This is a genomic window from Iningainema tapete BLCC-T55, from assembly GCF_014698965.1.
Classification (GTDB): Bacteria; Cyanobacteriota; Cyanobacteriia; order Cyanobacteriales; family Nostocaceae; genus Iningainema; species Iningainema tapete.
This window is the reverse complement of the sequence record NZ_JACXAE010000111.1, coordinates 22,859-41,289: the sequence shown is the minus strand read 5'-3', so window position 1 is coordinate 41,289 and position 18,431 is coordinate 22,859. Positions and strand designations below refer to the sequence as shown.

Genomic DNA, 18,431 nt, shown 5'->3' with positions numbered 1-18,431 from the left:
TACTAAGACTTGGGTGAATTACTCCACAAATTTTATTATACCACAGGAGACGCTCCGCTGGAGCGTCTCTACGGTTTGGTGGTTGTGGCTTTATCTAAAAGAACTTGTGAATTTGTTGCTGGTTTGGGCATATGCTTCATTTCCCAGACTTTGAGCAAGATTAGGTATTCATAAAAAGTTTGTAGTGTACACCAAGCAAAGCCAGCTTGTCCGTCTAAACAACCACCTAAAATAAAGTACATATAGAAAAAGCGTAGCAGAGGTCTTGCTGGTAAGCGCAAAGACAAGTCTTTGAGAGCGCGGCGTCGTTCAACTTCTGATTTGCCAAAAAATAAATCCCGCCAGTCAACACTTCCACTTTCTAATTGATAAAGAGTTTCTTTGGCTTCATCAGTAGAGTAACGGTTGTGTTTTTCAATCCAGCGGCTCAAGCCCTTGCTACAGGTATAATGGGGATAGGTTTCTTTGATGAAACTGGTTGCACCATTACAAACTTCACGCTCAGTATGACCGTAGTCTGTAAACCAAACTTTACCATGACGGAAAAGACGCATTTGGTAACGGGGGTACTGGGTGCTGCGCCGAATCCAAGTGTTCATGAACATGACTCGTTCAGCAACGTAGTAGCCGATGTATTGTGGATTTTGAATTGCTAAGTCGCATTCGGCAAACAATTCTGGTGTCATTCTTTCATCGGCTTCCAGAATATAAACCCACTCATGCTTGGGGGGAATTGATTCTAACATCCAAGTACGTTGACGCCCGTGGCTTTCAAAGGCATGTTGCACTACACGTACTGGATAACCACTGGCAATTTCTACAGTGCGATCGCTACTGCATGAGTCTACCACAATAATGTCATCTGATAGCATCGCTGACTCAATACAAGCTGCTATATCTATTTCTTCGTTATACGTCAATATGTAAATTGAAAACATAAATTAGTTGTGATAAATTTTTCGGTGGTAGAGACGTTCCGGCGGAACGTCTCTACAGAATTCATCTACGTGTACCCGTGTAAATTAGCGTGCAGGTGCTTTACGAGCGCCTTGTACAGCACCCATACTTCTCAATCCTGTCCAGCCGATGATAATGTAGCCGATGGATAGTAGCAGACTGCTAATACCGATTCTTAATCCAGACTTCCAAGCTCTATCCTTAGCTTGTTGCTCAGCAGTTTCTCTACTTTCACGAATTTGGCTCAATCTTTGATTAGCAAGTTGCTGGGGATCGCTTTGCTGAGCAATAAATTTATCTAGCTCTTGTGGATTTGCTTTGAACTTCTTGAGTAGATCTTTCTGTGCTGCGGGGAGGTTAGGATTTTCTAGTGCTTGCTTATATCGCTGCTCATCTTTGAGTAAGTCGGTAAACTGAGCTTTAAATTGAGCTTTCTGCTGTTCTAGTGCTGCTTTGACTTTATCATTGCCTAGTTGAGCTTGCACTTGCGAAAGCTGATTTTTCAATTGGGTTTCTGCTTGATCAGCTTCTGTAGAAATTCGAGTCACCGCTTGAGCGCTAGCTTGGCGAACGTTATTTAGGTGTAAGGGAAAAATCACCAAAAACAAAAAACCGAGAATACTAGAAAGAATCAGCGCCGGGAATCGCAGATCTATACCCTGTGGAATGCTGTCATCGGTACTATCAATCCAATGTCCAGCAAATAGCATACCCAATCCTACCATAGGTACAATTCCGCGATCAACTAGCGCTGTAGCTAGATCGATTTGCCATGCCCTATTAGTCGGTTGAAAGGGAAACAACAGAATTAAAAAGTCCAGCAAGAAGGATAAAAGCAAGATGACTCCCACCACTTTCAACGTGCGGGAAGCATTTACAGTCATAAAACGGTTATTCATTGTGTTTCATCTCGTGATCAATAAGAGTAACGATCATATTTCAAGTTAATGTAAGATTGTTCTGATGACCCTACTTAAGAATGATTTTTTGTTTTAGTTTTTATTTATACTACATTATCATCTGTAAGTCAGCTTGTCCTCAGAAAATTCCTAGTGTAGGACTATACCAAGTTAGAGTTGGAATTAACAATTTTTTCCCATATAGGCAAATCCTCTGGTCGATCAACATCAGCTAAAGGCGGTAAGTCAGCAACTGATAGATTAAGTTGCTGAGCAACATCTATAGTCTGTTGCAATACTCTAGCAGTTCCCCAGTCAATATTAGTAAATAATTCTTTAATTAAACATCGCAAACCGATTAAGTAATAACCACCATCCAATGCTGGACCAAGTACAAGGTCGTGTAAATATAAATGCTTAAATGCTTGTGCTAAAATTTGAGTATTCAAGCCTGGGCAATCACTACCAATGATCACTGCTTGTTCTGTACCAGATTCAAATGCTACGAGCGATCGCACCATCCTTTGTCCCAAATCTCCCTCGCCTTGAGACTGGTAAACTAAGTCAGTTCCCAACCAATCTTGCATGAGTTGCAAGTCACCACCTGCATACCGCACTTCAAAAGAGAACCCCCCGTGTGGGGGATCAATGTGTAACTGTCGAACTTGAGATAAGGTGTGTTCAGTCATTTGACGATGAAGTGAAGCCGCCCCTTCTGCCCCTAATGCTGGTATCAACCGGGTTTTTGTCTTACCCGCTTCTGGATAGCGAGTGAAAATAATTAAGTGTTGTTTGGCGATTTGTGGTAATTTCATTGAAAATACTCCCCCTTACACCCTAGCACCGCTGCGCGAAAGTCAAAAGTTAAAAGTCAAAAGTCAAAAGTATTATGGAATGGGCTTTTTAGCGATTTTAAATGGTTGCTCTATTTACGCGCCCGACGTACTAGTAGCAATATTTGTTGTTTTTATTAGCTTTTGCGTGATCTTTTCCTGTGCGGATTGCACCTAATACTGTAGACATGTAGATACAACGTCTATCTTTACCACCGTTTTGGCTTTTAAAGGTGATTTGTCCAAGTGTTCTTAGTGATGTTTGGGTACACTCATTTCCAACTTTGTATACGGGACAACCTTGGTAGTTAAACATTAGCCGCCAGATTAAGGGTGAAGTTTGTTTTGAAAAAGTTGTTTCGTATTTACCTTTATTGTTTGTTTGTTGATCGATGCGAATATTTTGCTCAAGATTATGCCATAGATGATCGTTGGCACTGACAGCATCAGGAATAAATTTTTCCGCGTCGGCTGGATGAACTGCCCATTGTACAACGTTATTTTGTTCGCGCAAGCTAATCTGCCAAGTAGATTTTTGCTTGATTGCTTGGCTTTGAGCTTGACGCATGGCTTGGTAAACTTCGTCTTGGGCTGTATTAAGGCGTTGAATATCGACAAAAGCTAGCCAATTGGGGAGTGCGATCGCGCTTAATATACCAATAAAGACAATTACTACCAGTGACTCCAGCAGCGTGAACCCACTGCTGGAGTGATGATTAAAAGTATTTTTATACATGAGTGAGAAAAAGAAAAATTTATCAGTGGTATATATTTTTCTTTTCTCGTATTTTTTAATACATCCGGAGCGTTGAATCTAGCAATTTTGTCGATGAGAGGTAACTCCGAAGCGTTGTAGGCAAACCAATACTATCTAAAAAACTGCATAACCAGTATATGGTCTAACTTCAAGCGGATGAAATGCTAGAACAATCTTATCTTTAGGTACACCAGCGGCTACCAAATCATCGGTAATTCCATCCTCAATTCCATCGCGCTGAATCCAAATTTTGTCATTGATAATTTCGACATCAACTACACAACCATGAATCCGTAGATTACCGTTCCAACCTGAAATCATCAGCAAATAGTGATTTTGATCTTGGCTGACAACAACATCAGATTTAATTTCACCATAAGAGTAGGGGATATCAGCATGAGACTTAAGAATTTGGTAAATACTTTCTCGATATTTTGTTAATGTATCCATTCAGAAAGCTCCTTTTTCTGAGGGTCAAATACTATTAATCTAATTAATATTTTTCTCAATAGCAATTGACAAATCGTTTCCGAAAAGAAATCGCGAAATATAACTATAGGTACTGCTAGATACAGGAAACGTTGCGGATCTAGCTCCTCTAGAATGTTGGAGTAAAGAACATACTGACCTATAGCTTCTTCTAAATCACGAACTAGAGAAGGGCTGACAAAACTCTTGATTTCAACTGCTATTTTGCGTCCTTCTTTTTCTGCTGTAAATAGCTTTTCTGCTCCCAAATCAACGTATACAGAACGGTTACCAACAGTTAATTTTAGCTGTTCGTTGGTAATTTTCCATCCATCTTTTTCTAGCGCTGTTTTAACTGTATCGTGATAAATGTCTTTGGCAGGCATTTCTTGCTCCTATTGTTTTAACTTTAGTCTGCCTGAATGCCATTTGGTATAAGTATAAATATTTGATATGATTCACTCATGATTTTATATTATAATTCAACAAGGGGAGCAACTGAGTAGTGCGATCCTCCGTGGAGGAGGCGATCGCGCTCATTAACCCAATTTGTTAAGGTACTCGCCGGAATTCAAAGCACAATACGGCGTGACAATACTGATGAAAATACCGTGTTTCCATTTCCCTAAATGCTATATTTGTAGTTAGACTTAAGCTAATGGAACACGTTATCAGAGCAACAAGGCTAGATAATGCAAATCACTGTTGAGGTATCCCAGGAGCTAGGGCAGCAATTACAGCAGTTTCAAGACCGCTTGCCAGAGGTAGTAGAACGCGGTCTAATGGAGTTGCTGAGCGAACAATCTAGCAATTTTGTCGATGAGAGGGAGATTATTGCGTTGTTGGCGAGTCAGCCCACACCAGAGCAAATTTTGGCGATTCGACCCTCACCAGAATTCCAGACTCGTGTTAGTGATTTGCTAGCACAAAGTAAAGCCGGAAACTTGAGCGCGACTGGCGTTGCCGAGCTAGAACGTTATCTGACTATAGAACACCTTGTCCGGATGGCAAAAGCCCATGCATTTGAGCAATTACGCCAAAACCCATGACTTATGTGCCAGCCCAGTTGCGGCAACTCGTAATTGAACGAGCAAAGGAAAGGTGTGAATATTGCTTGTTTCCTCAAAGTGCTGCACTACTTACCTTTGAGATGGAACATATCATTGCCGAAAAACATCGTGGGAAGACTGAGGCAGAAAATCTAGCTCTTGCCTGCCCATACTGTAATCGTGCAAAGGGTACTGATTTGGCGTCAATCGATCCGGAAACCGGGAAACTAACACCCTTTTTCAATCCCAGGACTCAAAAATGGAGCGATCACTTTCAGCTTGATGGAGCAGCGATCGTACCATTGACTGCAGTTGGGCGAGTAACTGTTGAAATTCTGCAATTTAATCAATTAGAGCGTTTACAAGAGCGTTCAAGGTTAATTTGGGCAGGTCAGTATTCTTAGGTGTTGTACAATCGGCATCAAAAATTGCTTACCAGAAAGCGTGATCGGGTAGCGGTGACTATACACAAAAAAGAAAAGAATTTCTAGATAAAGTAACTAGAGTTGAGTTTTGGGAAGACCTTCGGCGTATTAGAAATAGAAAGTAGGACTTACTATTATAAGGGGTGAGTAGGCAAGAGACATCAAAAAACTCTCCTGGAATTCAGCCATAACTTAAGAGATTAACACCATGACATATATCTCCCCAAAAACCCTCACCCTAGAAGATTTTCTTTCCCAATACCGAGACAATCCCCGCTATGAATTGGCAGACGGAGAACTAATTGACAGGTCACCTACTGGTCCTCATGAAACTGTAAGTGGTAAACTTGCAACTCAAGTTGGGATCTACCTTGTTGCCGAACAACTCCCCTGGTTTATTCCTCGCACTTGTTTAATTTACCCCTTTGCCGATGCTGCTACAGCTCGTCGTCCTGATGTCGTAGTTCTTGATGAAACCGTTCTTGATCGTGAACCTCTTTGGGAGCGAGAACCCGTAATTACGCTGGGGCGATCAATTAAACTAGTGGTGGAAGTTGTTAGCACCAACTGGGAAACCGACTATGCTCGGAAGGTTGAGGAATATGCCCTGTTAGGCATCCCGGAATATTGGATTGTAGATTATCGAGGATTGGGCGGTGTAGCATTTATTGGTAAACCCAAACAACCTACGTTTACCGTTTGTCAATTGGTTGAAGACACTTATATTCAACAACAATACCGACTAAATCAACTAATTAACTCGCTACTTTTGCCTCGTCTCCAACTTCGTTTAGATGACATCCTTTCTCGTTAAGTGTTGCAGTGGGATGGGAACCGAAGCGTGAGTATACGGCTTTGATGGTGGCAAACTAGTCAAGAGAAGGAAACGCCAAACTATAGTCGATAGTTTAGGATTATTGCTCGCTCGTTGTGGGCGAGTGTTGGAAATGCTGGGGAAAGATTGCTTGCTGCCTACGCTTTTTGTAACACTTTATTTGAAGATTCAGATAAATTTAATGTATTAAATATTATAAAAATACTGAATTACGCTATGAGCGCGATCGCCTAAATTTTTACCATCCAACTTTTTCGCGTTGCTCCCATAACTTATTGTTATATTTGTGTTTTTTGTCACCAGATGCTATTCCGTTACCATCAGTAGCTAAGGTTAATCATACAGTTACCGTAAGGGCATTTTACCCCTACCCATTTCCGCTGCTTCTTAACTTCTGTTGAGAGGGGGGAGAGTGAAAAGTTACCCTTAGAAGAAATTATCAGCAGGTTTCATCATTCACCTAAACGCTACCTTGGTCAAGAAAGAGAATTTTTAGTGACTGTAAATGGAAAACAAGAAAAAATTACAGCCAACCATTTGATCCAAGCTGCTTGGGATCATTTAATTAAGCTAACCGATGACTATCGCAAAGATTCAAATCGTAAATTTTCTCAAGGAGAGTTCCAAAAGGTGGTAGTCGCTTATCCCACAATCGCACCACCACTTGTTCGCAAACAGGTGAAGCAGCTTGTCGAAGACCTTGGTATTAAAGAGGTGCAAATAATTGACGAAGCTACTGCTGTGGTAATATTCCACCTTTTGCGAGAGTTTTGGGATGGGTTAAATATCGACATGGAGTACTTCAAAACCCGTTGTCGCCGAGAAGGTCGCAATTGGTCACAAAATGTCCTCGTTTTGGATATTGATGAGGGAACCACTGACTTAGCCTTGATTAAACTGACTTTAGAAGATATAACTCCCAGTTTTAAAGATAGTAAAGATCGGGGTCTTGGGGGACGGTATTATCAAATTACGCCCAAATTGTTAGGCTCTTCGGGTCATTTACAATTGGGTGGAGAATTAATTACAAAGAAAGGCAGAGGGCAGGAGGCAGAAGGCAGCATGTAAGAAATATTAATAAAAACTTTAGTTGTGGGTTTAAAGCCCACTAAAAAAGAAGATGTTTTTCAAGACGCGCCACAAGAAGAAAAACGGCGTCCTTATTTAATCCCACGCTTTTAAGCGTGGGTTTCCTTCTGCCCTCTGCCCTCTGCCTTCTGCCTTCTGAATCTGCGAATGTTTCGATTGCTGAAGGTGGCAATCGTTGATTGTCTGCTGAGTGCGATCGCCACAAATAAGTTGCAAAGTGACAAACTCAAGGATTTAATTCCTAACCTCAATGTGCGCTTTCTCGAAAAAGATGAATACAAGCAAGGCTCACTTTTAAAATGTATAGATAAACAATATCCAGAACGTGAACCTGCGGCATACAAAGATGCTCTAGATACGGCAGAGCAAGTGTTACCCACCCGTTGGAAAGCTGCTCCGCAACGCTTGCAAACCTTTTATACTCTCTGGGATTATGCTGAGGATGCCAAAATCACACTAGGAAAAAGTTCTTCCTTAACCTTTACTCTCTCTGAGCAGCAAATTTCCGAACTACTCAGACAAACTGGAATTGAAGACATCCAAGAGCAAAAAAAGTTTAATAACTTTTCCGTCACCCTCCACAGCGAGCAACTTGAAAGGGCGGCATTTTCAGTGATTACAGAAGCAATTGGCATTGCGTCGGGACTGATGAAAAGTCGTTTGAGTGGAGAGGACAATACTGAAGATAATTATGACACGGAAAAAGAGAAAGTTGATTGGTTTATTTTGTCGGGAAAAACTTGCAATCTCGACATAGTTAAACGGGAAATCTACCAAGAATTTAGCAAGTCTGATTACTTTGTGTGGAATCCAGAGCGTATTACCTTTGCTCCAGAATTTGCCAAGCTAGCTACTTCTGCGGGAGCTTGTTACGCTGAAAAGATGAGACAATTGAAATTCAGCCCGGAAGAAGCTAAATCATTGCTACGTAAGGGAGCTAATCAACTACGTATTAATGTTCAAAACTTGTCTTTTTATTTGCCCTGCAACTTTAAACGTAGAACTCAAACAAGTGAATATTTTTTAGAGATATTTAAAGCTGGACAAGAACTTTATCAAATCTCTCCCAATGATAAGGTAGCAAAGGTTCGTAATGATTGGTTAAGAATCGAGTTGTTCAACATTATTTACCGTCAAGACTACGAGAGTGGGCAACTACAACTTTGGGGTAGCTTCGATGGGAACAATCTATTGGAAGAACTTAAGCAATGGCAACCAGAACTGAACGAAAAAACGTTTGAAACGACAATTCAAATTCAGTTTGAAATTGACTCTACGCTGAATATCAGCATTCTCATTTGTCGAAAACAACCTCATTATTTAATTGGCGAGGGTGATGATAATGGCATTGATGTGACACAAGTAACAACAGAAAAACAAGCGCTATTTTCTTCAGAAAAATTGAATCATCAGGATATTGCTGTCAATGTGTTAGAGTCAAGCTCTGTGGATCAGCAAAATGCTTATGATTTAGTCTTTGCAGCTACCAAGGATGATACTCAGTTCAAAAAGTTTCGCTATAGCAGCGACAGCAACCAGCCGCCAATAAACGGTTTAATTAGCAAACCTTTGCCTGATTTTCCCGAAAGCGGCAAGCACACGTTTTATATCCGCGATCCCCAAACACAGGCGCAAAAATGGGTTAGAATTGGTGAAATACGCAAACCTTCTGACACTACGGAATTCCCTTGCCAATATCGTGTGAGTCTCGATGAAAAAGGTATGCTGCGATCGCATGTGGGTGAAGTTCCATATTGGGAATCAGAATCAGACACTCCAGAATGCCTTTTAGAAGAGGGAAAGGTTTTTCGCACTCAATTGGATTTGCAACCTAATAATGTTATTGAAGAGCGCGACCCGTTTTCCGGCAGACATTAATAATATATTAAAAAAGGTAAAACTGGATACGATATTTATGCATCCCCCGATTCACGGCAATCACCACCGCTTGTGTGCGTAGACGCGTTAGCGTTAGCGAGTCTTCGAGCGTCAGCGGTAGCGAGTCTTCGAGCGTCAGCGGCTTGTCGTCAGACATCGCTAACGTTCAGCTTGCCGAAAATATTATTGGCATGGAACCTGACAGTACTCTCAACAATATTTAGGGTAGTGCTAATCTGCTGGTTACTCACGACATTTCTCTTAACTAAGCACGTATAACGGTGACAGAACGTTTGCTTTTTGTGGTTGTAATTTGTGTTGATAAGCGTTCTTCGATTGGTAGCGCCTTTGAACGGCGATCAAAAATAAATAACCAGCCAGAATCTAATCCTAAGCGTGCCAAATAAGAGTCCAATTGTTCAAGACCATTGGATTGTGGATCTCCTTTTTTATCCCGCCAAACTTTTAATTCGATTCCTAATATTACATTTCCATACTTTAAACATATATCCATGCGATCGCTTCCAATCGCATATTCACGTTCTAAAGTTCCACCGCCATTAACGACGCGATGTAAGAATGCCATTAGTACTAGATGGGGGGCAATTTCGTGGTATACCGTACTACCTAGTAACGGTTCACCGTGTTGACACCAGAATTTTAGAAACGCTTGCAGTAAAGCTTTAGTATCCAACTCACCTTCTTTCGTTAACCAAGTAGGTGCAATTTTAGGCAAAGAAGCCATCGGTGTAACTGTTAATACTCTGGGTAAGACTTCCCGGTAAATGGGATTTGCAATGGTTAACCCACCTTGCGGGTCCATTTTACATAAACCCAGATCGATAACAAACTGGATGTCATCATTAGGCACATCCCCTAGTTCCAACCCTGCTAGTATTGGTTCGATGATTGCTTTTATTCTTGGTTCTCGAAGTCTTTCAGCAAGGGAATCAAGATGAGTGTCTTGACGTGCTATCAGTATTTCCTTAGCTTTTAAAAAATGTTCATGTGTAATTGCTACATTTGTATCTTTTACCATCTGTTCGACAATTTCTTTGGCTAATGCATTTACTAACCAAGGCTGTCCCTGAGTCAAATCAAACGCCATATCGATAGCTTCTTCTGTAAAAACTTGCCCTGTATCGTCGGTATGTTGCTGGTATAGTTCTCGCACCTCAGCTACATTAAAATCTCTCAATGTTAGGGAACGTACTTTGATATTAAAAGGACTCGCTGTATTTAAGCGATCGCTCCCACCGGAAGCGACTTTATAGTCACGCACGTCTCGCAAGCCAATCAACCCTACGGACAACGGAAAGTTCTTAGGACGCCCACGATAGCCATCACGTAATTGGCGCAGAAATGAAATTAGCGCTTCATCCTGTAAAGAGTCAATTTCATCTATAAATAATACTAATGGTTTCTTCGTTGCTTGTGCCCAAGCCTGTAAAGCAGCTTGAATTCTTCTTCCTGGCTGCCCTTCATTCCATTGATTCGGGGGGTGTAAATCAAAAGGTAAATCTAACCGGGCACTTGTCCACCAACTGTCTATAATAGGCGGTTCTGCGGCACTTGGGTCATGACTATAAGGTGCCCCCACTTCTACTGATACCATAACTGCTGTATAGCGTCCACTACTTGTAAGTTCGGACGCTAGCGCTAGCATTGCCGTAGTTTTACCTGTTTGACGCGGCGCATGAATGACAAAATAGCTACGTTGTTCAATCAACTGCTTTAAGTCTGGTAATCGACTAGTTGGCGACACCATGTAGTGAATGTCGGCTTGGCAAGGACCTGCGGTATTAAACCAACGAGTCATGGATGATAAATATTTAGTAGGCTGTGCGTGTTTTATGCTATAAGTGTAACTCATAAGTGGAGCGCATAGCTGAGTATACGTCGGATGGCGTAAGGTCATGGCTTACAGCAGTAACGCACCAATAATCGGTGCGTTACTTATGCAGCGCTTGTACAACAGCAGCTATTTACATATTTTTTAGCGTTCTTCTTTGCGTCTAGGCGACTTTGCGTGAGACAAAAAAGGTTCATCATAATTTAGATAGGCGAGAAAAAACACAACTGTGTAACGAAATGTAAAATTATTGAATTCGCTACGCTGATGTCTAAAAAGCGCTAAAGCGCTACTACATACCAAGAATATGTAACCTTCACTTTATTACTAAACAAGTTGCTTTTCCTGGTAATGTTTTAACTCACCAGGAGCAAATGCACCATATTCGGTAATAATTGCGGCAATTAACTCGGCTGGAGTAACATCAAAAGCTGGGTTGTAAAATTCTACTCCTGTTGGTGTGATTGTGGTGTCGCCTATTTTGTATATTTCCTCTGGATTACGCTCTTCAATGGGGATTTTGCTGCCGTTGGGTAAAGAGAAATCTACTGTAGAAAGGGGTGCGGCGACAAAGAAGGGGATGTTGTGTGCTTTGGCTACGAGTGCTAAACTATACGTACCTATTTTATTAGCTGCGTCTCCATTGGCGGCGATGCGATCGGCTCCTACAACCACCGCATGAATCAATCCCTGTTTCATGCAGTGTGCCGCCATCCCATCAGTAATTACCGTTACTGGAATGCCTTCTTGGACACATTCCCAAGCAGTGAGTTTTGCACCTTGCAGTCTAGGGCGGGTTTCGTCGGCAAACAAACGTTCTAAACGCCCTTCGCGAAAAGCTGAACGTACTACTCCTAAAGCAGTACCGTAACCTGCGGTTGCTAATGCTCCGGCGTTACAGTGGGTGAGAAGAGTAAGTTTTTCTGGGGTATTGGGTAAAACTGTTAAACCATGATCACCGATCGCCTGACAGGTTTGAAGATCTTCGGCGTTGATATTTTGGGCAGTGTGGAAAAGAGTTTGTTTAATTTCGTCTACAGTTCCCAGAGTTTCGTAGGCAATTTTCAACATGCGAGCGATCGCCCAAAATAAATTTACTGCTGTAGGGCGAGTAGAACGCAACTGTTCGGCTACTTGTTCGAGGCGGGTTAAAAACTCATCGCGGTTGTCTGTCTCAATTTCCCTTGCACCAAGATACATTCCGTAAGCTGCTGCCACACCAATTGCTGGCGCACCTCTAACGATCATGGTTTTGATTGCCCGCGCCATATCATCGCTACGGCGAATTTCCACAAATGCGTACTCATGTGGCAAGCGGGTTTGGTCAATTAGTAAAACCTCGTCATTGTGCCAAATAACTGGATATACTTGGTTTGTGAGAGAATTCATGGAATTTGATTTTATTAAATTTGACAGTATTATAGCTTTCGTAGCGTTCCTAGATCCCCGACTTCTTAAAGAAGTCGGGGATCTTGTTGTGATTTAACCCACAGCAGAAAGTTGTTTAAAGAAAGCTTGCATAACTCTTTGAGCTATTTGAGGGCTAGTCAAACCTAACTCTGCCTTAGATTCATTTGGTTGAGCATGATCGACTAAAACATCTGGCACACCAATGCGCTTGGTAGGAACCACGATATCAGCATCTAACAAAGCTTCTACCAAAGCAGAACCAAAACCGCCCATGACACAACCTTCTTCCAAAGTGACAACACGTCCAATTTTCTTCGCCAAGGGGAGAATCAACTCGGTATCCAAAGGCTTAGCAAAACGAGCATTAATCACAGTGGCTTCAATGCCATGTTCACTAAGAATTTCCGCAGCTTGCATTGCAGGATTTACCATTGTGCCATAGCCTACCATCAACACATCATCACCTTGGCGGAGAATTTCTCCTTTACCAATTTCTAAAGGTTCCCAGCCTTCTTCCATCAAAGGAACACCGTAACCGTTACCACGAGGTGTGCGCATTGCTATGGGACCATCAGTATAATTAACACCAGTCACCACCATGCGTTGTAGTTCTGCCTCGTCCTTGGGTGCCATCAGTACCATGTTAGGAATGCAACGTAGATAAGCAATATCGTACATGCCTTGGTGAGTAGGACCATCAGCACCAACAATTCCTGCCCTATCCATGCAGAAGAACACTGGTAGGTTTTGGATACACACGTCGTGAATTACTTGATCGTAGGCACGTTGCAGGAAGGTTGAGTAAATAGCAACTACGGGGCGCATCCCTTCAGTTGCCAGTCCCGCAGCTAAGGTAACAGCATGTTGTTCAGCAATACCCACATCAATATATTGATTTGGCAACTTTGCTTGTAATTTATCTAACCCTGTTCCTGTTGCCATTGCGGCTGTAATGCCAATAATTTTTGGGTTTTGTTCAGCAAGTTTTACTAGGGTGTGGGCAAAGACTTTATAGTAAGCTGGGGGTTTGGGCGTGCTAGATGGCAGCGCTTTGCCAGTTGCTACATTGAATGGGTTTTGGGCATGATAACCTACTTTATCAAGCTCGGCAATTTCATAACCCTTACCTTTCACCGTTGCTACATGCACCAAAACCGGTCCTGGTATTTGATGTGCTTGTTGGAAGGTAGCAATTAATTCCTCTAAATTATGCCCATCCACCGGTCCAAAGTAGGTAAAGCCAAGTTCTTCAAATACTGCGCCCACTTTCGGGACAGCTAAGCGCTTCATACCTTCTTTGATCCGTCCCAATTCGGGAGAAAAAGATTCGCCAACAAAGGGAATTTGCTTAAACTGTTCCTCAAAGTTATCCGTGAGAAACTGCATTGGTGGCGAGAGGCGTATTTTGTTCAAGTAACGCGGAATCGCGCCAACATTAGGGGAAATTGACATCTCGTTGTCGTTGAGGACAACTAACAGGTTCGTTTTGGGCATATGTCCAGCGTGGTTGATTGCTTCTAATGCCATACCACCTGTGAGCGCACCATCACCAATAATGGCGGCTACTTTGAATTTTTCCCCTTTCAAATCTCGCGCTAAAGCCATACCCAACGCGGCTGAGATACTGGTGGAAGCGTGTCCCGCACCGAAGTGATCGAACTTGCTTTCACAACGTTTGAGATAACCTGCAATTCCATCTTTTTGCCGCAAAGTATCAAAATTGCTATATCGCCCTGTAATCAGTTTGTGCGGATATGCTTGGTGTCCTACATCCCAGATGACTTTATCACGATCTAAATCTAGTGTTTGGTAAAGCCCTAGTGTTAACTCTACAACACCCAACCCTGGTCCGAGGTGTCCCCCGGTTGCTGCTACAGTTTGTAGATGCTTGTCCCGAATTTGACGGGCAATCTGTTGCAACTGCCGAATTGACAAACCGTGCAACTGGTTGGGATGCGTGATTTCACTCAAGTGCATACTATAGAGTTTTCCTCTCTTCTTTAATTCTATTTTGATTGTCTCACGGTAGGTGGGGTCGTCAGCTGAATTATCGCCAGCTGTATTTTTATCAATTTATAAAGTTACTAAATTGCCTGGTAGAATATACGAGGCATAGGACAGTAAAGTTTCGCTCTTTGCTATTTTTAAAGGTTGAAACCACGATGCATACCCAATAATTTTTGGTATAAAAATTATTGGGTATGTATAAATATAACTTCGTCATCAGGGAGAACACCAATTAAGTAGAAACGGTTTTGGATCGGTGTTTGTTTTTGAGAATAAATCAGGAGAGGTTATGTTCAAAGTATGTCGCTGGCAACAAATACTTGCCTTTGTTGCTTCTGTAGCTGTATTGTTAAGCACAATATGCAGTTTACCCATGCCCGCAAGGGCTACCACAATTACAACAGCCCCCTATGTAGCGCAGGTTTCACCATCAATTCCATCTCAGTCTGAAAATGATTCTCCATTAGTAGAAGCGTTTTCTAAACTAGCTGACAGTATTTCTCGGTTAGCTGACAGTATTTCTACATCAAGTAGTTCAAACTCTATTATAGAGCAGCACGAGCCAACTTCGACAATAGCACCTTTACATACCAGGAGTTTTGAGCCTCGGCTTTCTCAAACCACTCAAGCATTGGGTGCATGTCGCACAGTGAAAAGAGGACCAAATAATTCCACCATCTTTACCCCAATTTATCCTTCTGATTTCGTCAATCAAGGGATTTACATGCGTACAGGTAGTACAGTATTCATTGACGTTAATGATGTCAGAGATAGAGATTATGTGGGCATACTACAACCCAGGGTTCTCAGAGGACAGTATATTAACAAATTTGACCTAGTTAATAATTGTGGTCAAGGCGGTGATAATGGCAATCAAGCAGGAGAATGGTACTACATTGCTCGTAACTACTATCTGTCTAATATAGCTCAAGATGCTTACGGCGACTCTAGTCAATGGTGGCGACTGCAAAAGTATCCCGATGGTCCCAATTTCACTCAACAAGAAGCTGGGAGTCTCCAGGTAGGTACGCCAGTTTGGGCACCTTATATTTATTAGGGGGTAGGGGAGTAGGGAAGTAGGGGAGTAGGGGGGCACAGGAGAATTTGAATCTGCTTACTCCCTTTCTCCCTCACTCCCTCTCTCCCCCACTCTTCTATCTATTCTCTGGATTAATCGGCGCAGCTGGTGCTTCTGGTGTTTGCGGTTGTTGCTGTTGTCTTTGCAAATATTTACTTAGTACGTAAGCCATGTCTCCACGAGTCATTGGTTGTAAAGGAGAAATATTACCTTGTGTGTCTGGTTTGATAAATCCTTCACTTGCGACTGTGGCGATCGCTTTTCTTGCCCAAGTTGGGATAGACGCTGCATCTTGATATGGGGCAAGAATTTCATTAACTGTCTCATCGGGAAACTGGAATACACCATAAGCTTGGGCAAATATTGCTAAAGCTTCTGCCTTTGTCACTCTTTGATTGGGGAAGAAAAGTTTACCTCTGTAACCTCTCATTATATCAGTTTTCAAAACTGTTTGGATATCATTATATGCCCAGTGCGAAGAAGGTACATCTGGAACTACTAAATTTTCTTTCTTCACAGCAAGTCGTTTATCAAGTCGAAATGCTTTCACCATCATTGAGGCTAATTCTGCACGACTGATAAACCTTTCTGGATAAAAGTTACCATCTGGATAATTATTCATCAACTTAGCAGCAACCACTTGTGCGATCGCATCAGATGGTTGTACCTGAGCATAAACAGTTACTGGATATTGCAGTAATATCACTAAGAAAAGACCACCAAGAAGCTGACGCATAACTATTGATGAGTTATTTTTCTCAATAATTATAAGTAGTTACATACACTGATAAAGTTCCCTCACAATACTTAATTTATGAGGTGTTGGTGTCATCTACCTCTACTATTGACATAGTTAGCTTTTTTGGAGTAGTGGGAATGACAGCAGCAGATCCGGTAAAGGTGATGAAGCAAGAAGTTGGCAAAGCCGCCGCCGCCTTGGTACAATCAGGTTCGATTGTGGGATTGGGTACAGGATCAACTACCGCTTATGCTATCGAGTATATTGGCGATCGCCTCAAGTCTGGCGAAATCAAAGATATCGTTGGTGTACCCACTTCATTTCAAGCAGAAGTGTTGGCGAAGCAGTATTCCATCCCTCTCACCACCTTAGACGCTATTGACCACATTGATATTGCCATTGATGGCGCAGATGAAGTAGACCCACAAAAGAATTTAATTAAAGGTGGCGGTGCCGCACATACCCGCGAAAAAGTAGTAGATTACCTAGCAGATAGATTTATCGTTGTGGTAGATAGCGGTAAACTAGTTGACAGACTCGGCTCAGTTTTCGCTGTACCTGTAGAAGTTATACCAATGGCGATATCCCCTGTAATGCAGATCATTGAAAAACTTGGTGGTAAACCAGAACTGCGTATGGGTGTGAAAAAAGCAGGTCCAGTAATTACCGACCAAGGTAATATGGTAATTGATGTAAAATTTGCTACTATCGATGAGCCGGGAAATTTAGAAAAAACACTGAATAACATTCCCGGTGTTTTGGAAAATGGAATCTTTGTCAATTGCGTAGATTTAGTTTTGGTTGGCGAAGTCAAAGACGGTCAGCCACTAGTGAGAGAATTGTAGCAATTTTAGAGTAGAGCTAATTGTTAATTGATGATTGTTAATTGATGATGGCTAATGGCTAATTGTAAAACACCATTAGCCATTAGCCATTATCTAAAATAAATTTTATGTTATACAGACGATTCGGACGTACAGAATTACAAATGCCAGTCTTTTCCTGCGGTGGGATGAGATACCAATATAAATGGCAGGATGTACCGCAATGGCTAATACCCCGCAAAAACCAGGAAAACTTAGAAGCGACGATTCGACGGGCAGTAGAATTAGGAATTAATCATATTGAAACCGCTCGTGGTTATGGCAGTTCCGAAATGCAGTTAGGGCAGATTTTACCAAAATTTAACCGTGAAAAGTTAATTGTGCAAACTAAAGTAAGTCCTAAGGCAGATGCGAAAGAATTTCAAAGTAACTTTGAAAAATCACTCAAAAATCTCCGCTTAGATTATGTTGATTTACTAGGGTTGCACGGCATCAACAATTCTGAGTTTTTAGAACACAGCATCCGTTCTGGAGGCTGTTTGGATGTGGCAAAAAAATTACAAGCACAGGGAAAAGTTAAATTTATTGGCTTTTCTACGCATGGAGCAACAGATACTATTATCCAGGCAATTAATACTAACCAATTTGATTACGTTAACTTGCACTGGTATTACATTAACCAATTTAATTGGGCGGCAATCGAAGCGGCTACTCATCACGATATGGGAGTTTTTATCATTAGTCCATCTGACAAAGGAGGGATGTTATATAAACCACCGCAAAAATTAGTTAATCTTTGCGCTCCCTTATCTCCGATGGTGTTTAATGACTTGTTTTGTCTAAGTCATTCCCAAGTGCATACCTTAAGTTTAGGGGCAGCAAAACCACAAGACTTTGACGAACATTTAAAAACTTTAGACTTGCTGGATAATGCATCAGAAATTTTGCTACCTATTTTGGCAAGATTAGATCAAGTTGCGATCGCCACTCTCGGCGAAGATTGGGTAAAAACCTGGCACGTCAATTTGCCAACTTTTCAACAAACCCCTGGATTCGTAAATATTCCCATAATTTTGTGGCTGTTAAATCTAGCACTCGCCTACGATCTGGTAGAATACGCCAAAATGCGCTACAATCTACTTGGCAATGGTAGTCACTGGTTTCCGGGTAACAAAGCCGACAACCTACACAACTTAGACTTACGGCAAAGTCTTAGCCGCAGTCCCCACGCGGAGAAAATTCCTGCCTTACTTGCCCAAGCACATCAGATGCTAGGGGGCACAGCGGTGCAACGTTTATGGCAAAGTTAGTGTACTTCCCCTGTCATGATT

Annotated in this window: 17 protein-coding genes and 3 pseudogenes; 9 read left to right on the top strand and 11 right to left on the bottom strand. The window is 41.9% G+C overall.

Going from position 1 to position 18,431, the window contains the following annotated elements; all coding sequences use genetic code 11:
- Nucleotides 1–68 precede the first annotated feature (68 nt).
- The 6 genes from ICL16_RS37800 to ICL16_RS37775 form a co-directional block, all read right to left on the bottom strand.
- On the bottom strand, nt 69–938 hold the full coding sequence (locus tag ICL16_RS37800) for a glycosyltransferase family 2 protein (protein WP_190836716.1): 870 nt from the start codon (nt 936–938) through the stop codon (nt 69–71).
- Nucleotides 939–1,022: 84 nt separating this feature from the next.
- Complete coding sequence (gene hpsJ-B / locus ICL16_RS37795; RefSeq protein ID WP_190836715.1) at nt 1,023–1,856, bottom strand: hormogonium polysaccharide biosynthesis protein HpsJ; 834 nt, start codon at nt 1,854–1,856, stop codon at nt 1,023–1,025.
- A gap of 161 nt (nt 1,857–2,017) precedes the next feature.
- The gene (locus ICL16_RS37790; RefSeq protein ID WP_190836714.1) at nt 2,018–2,671 is read right to left on the bottom strand and encodes a TIGR04282 family arsenosugar biosynthesis glycosyltransferase; all 654 of its coding nucleotides are present in this window, start codon (nt 2,669–2,671) and stop codon (nt 2,018–2,020) included.
- A 130-nt stretch (nt 2,672–2,801) separates the two neighbouring features.
- Entirely contained in the window at nt 2,802–3,425 is a 624-nt protein-coding gene (locus ICL16_RS37785; protein WP_190836713.1) for a pilus assembly FimT family protein, read from the bottom strand.
- A gap of 135 nt (nt 3,426–3,560) precedes the next feature.
- Entirely contained in the window at nt 3,561–3,896 is a 336-nt protein-coding gene (locus tag ICL16_RS37780) for a XisI protein (protein ID WP_190836712.1), read from the bottom strand.
- Entirely contained in the window at nt 3,884–4,300 is a 417-nt protein-coding gene (locus ICL16_RS37775) for a XisH family protein (RefSeq protein ID WP_190836711.1), read from the bottom strand. Before ICL16_RS37775 ends, ICL16_RS37780 begins: the two co-directional genes overlap by 13 nt.
- Nucleotides 4,301–4,606: 306 nt before the next feature.
- On the opposite strand from ICL16_RS37775, the gene ICL16_RS37770 reads away from it, so the two are divergent.
- The 6 genes and pseudogenes from ICL16_RS37770 to ICL16_RS37745 form a co-directional block, all read left to right on the top strand.
- Entirely contained in the window at nt 4,607–4,963 is a 357-nt protein-coding gene (locus tag ICL16_RS37770; RefSeq protein WP_190836710.1) for a hypothetical protein, read from the top strand.
- The gene (locus ICL16_RS37765; protein ID WP_190836709.1) at nt 4,960–5,367 is read left to right on the top strand and encodes an HNH endonuclease; all 408 of its coding nucleotides are present in this window, start codon (nt 4,960–4,962) and stop codon (nt 5,365–5,367) included. Before ICL16_RS37770 ends, ICL16_RS37765 begins: the two co-directional genes overlap by 4 nt.
- A gap of 229 nt (nt 5,368–5,596) precedes the next feature.
- A complete protein-coding gene (locus ICL16_RS37760) occupies nt 5,597–6,202 on the top strand; it encodes a Uma2 family endonuclease (RefSeq protein ID WP_190836708.1) in 606 nt (201 codons plus the stop codon).
- 31 nt (nt 6,203–6,233) lie between these two features.
- Nucleotides 6,234–6,388: pseudogene (locus ICL16_RS37755) on the top strand (IS5/IS1182 family transposase); the annotation flags it as partial.
- A 261-nt stretch (nt 6,389–6,649) separates the two neighbouring features.
- A pseudogene (locus ICL16_RS37750) lies at nt 6,650–7,252 on the top strand (molecular chaperone); the annotation flags it as partial.
- Between the two features lie 201 nt (nt 7,253–7,453).
- Nucleotides 7,454–9,190 (top strand): annotated as a pseudogene (locus ICL16_RS37745) (molecular chaperone); the annotation flags it as partial.
- A 149-nt stretch (nt 9,191–9,339) separates the two neighbouring features.
- Here the strand turns inward: ICL16_RS37745 and ICL16_RS47495 are convergent.
- The 4 genes from ICL16_RS47495 to dxs all read right to left on the bottom strand — a co-directional run bounded on the left by ICL16_RS47495 (nt 9,340) and on the right by dxs (nt 14,429).
- Entirely contained in the window at nt 9,340–9,441 is a 102-nt protein-coding gene (locus ICL16_RS47495) for a LuxR C-terminal-related transcriptional regulator (protein WP_337907199.1), read from the bottom strand.
- A 14-nt stretch (nt 9,442–9,455) separates the two neighbouring features.
- A complete protein-coding gene (locus tag ICL16_RS37730) occupies nt 9,456–11,009 on the bottom strand; it encodes an AAA family ATPase (RefSeq protein WP_190836704.1) in 1,554 nt (517 codons plus the stop codon).
- 360 nt (nt 11,010–11,369) lie between these two features.
- Nucleotides 11,370–12,431, bottom strand: coding sequence for an S-methyl-5-thioribose-1-phosphate isomerase (gene mtnA / locus ICL16_RS37725; RefSeq protein WP_190836703.1), 1,062 nt, complete (start codon nt 12,429–12,431; stop codon nt 11,370–11,372).
- 93 nt (nt 12,432–12,524) lie between these two features.
- Nucleotides 12,525–14,429, bottom strand: coding sequence for a 1-deoxy-D-xylulose-5-phosphate synthase (gene dxs / locus ICL16_RS37720; protein WP_190836702.1), 1,905 nt, complete (start codon nt 14,427–14,429; stop codon nt 12,525–12,527).
- A gap of 319 nt (nt 14,430–14,748) precedes the next feature.
- Between dxs and ICL16_RS37715 the strand changes: the two genes are divergently transcribed.
- Nucleotides 14,749–15,516: a hypothetical protein gene (locus ICL16_RS37715; protein ID WP_190836701.1), complete on the top strand. Its 768-nt coding sequence runs from the start codon at nt 14,749–14,751 to the stop codon at nt 15,514–15,516.
- Between the two features lie 97 nt (nt 15,517–15,613).
- Here ICL16_RS37715 and ICL16_RS37710 read toward each other — a convergent pair whose 3' ends face one another.
- The gene (locus ICL16_RS37710; protein WP_190836700.1) at nt 15,614–16,273 is read right to left on the bottom strand and encodes an S-layer homology domain-containing protein; all 660 of its coding nucleotides are present in this window, start codon (nt 16,271–16,273) and stop codon (nt 15,614–15,616) included.
- A gap of 140 nt (nt 16,274–16,413) precedes the next feature.
- Here ICL16_RS37710 and rpiA point away from each other — a divergent pair, with 140 nt between their 5' ends.
- On the top strand, nt 16,414–17,121 hold the full coding sequence (gene rpiA / locus ICL16_RS37705) for a ribose-5-phosphate isomerase RpiA (RefSeq protein ID WP_190836738.1): 708 nt from the start codon (nt 16,414–16,416) through the stop codon (nt 17,119–17,121).
- Between the two features lie 107 nt (nt 17,122–17,228).
- Nucleotides 17,229–18,410, top strand: coding sequence for an aldo/keto reductase (locus ICL16_RS37700; protein WP_190836699.1), 1,182 nt, complete (start codon nt 17,229–17,231; stop codon nt 18,408–18,410).
- The last annotated feature ends 21 nt before the right edge of the window (nt 18,411–18,431 follow it).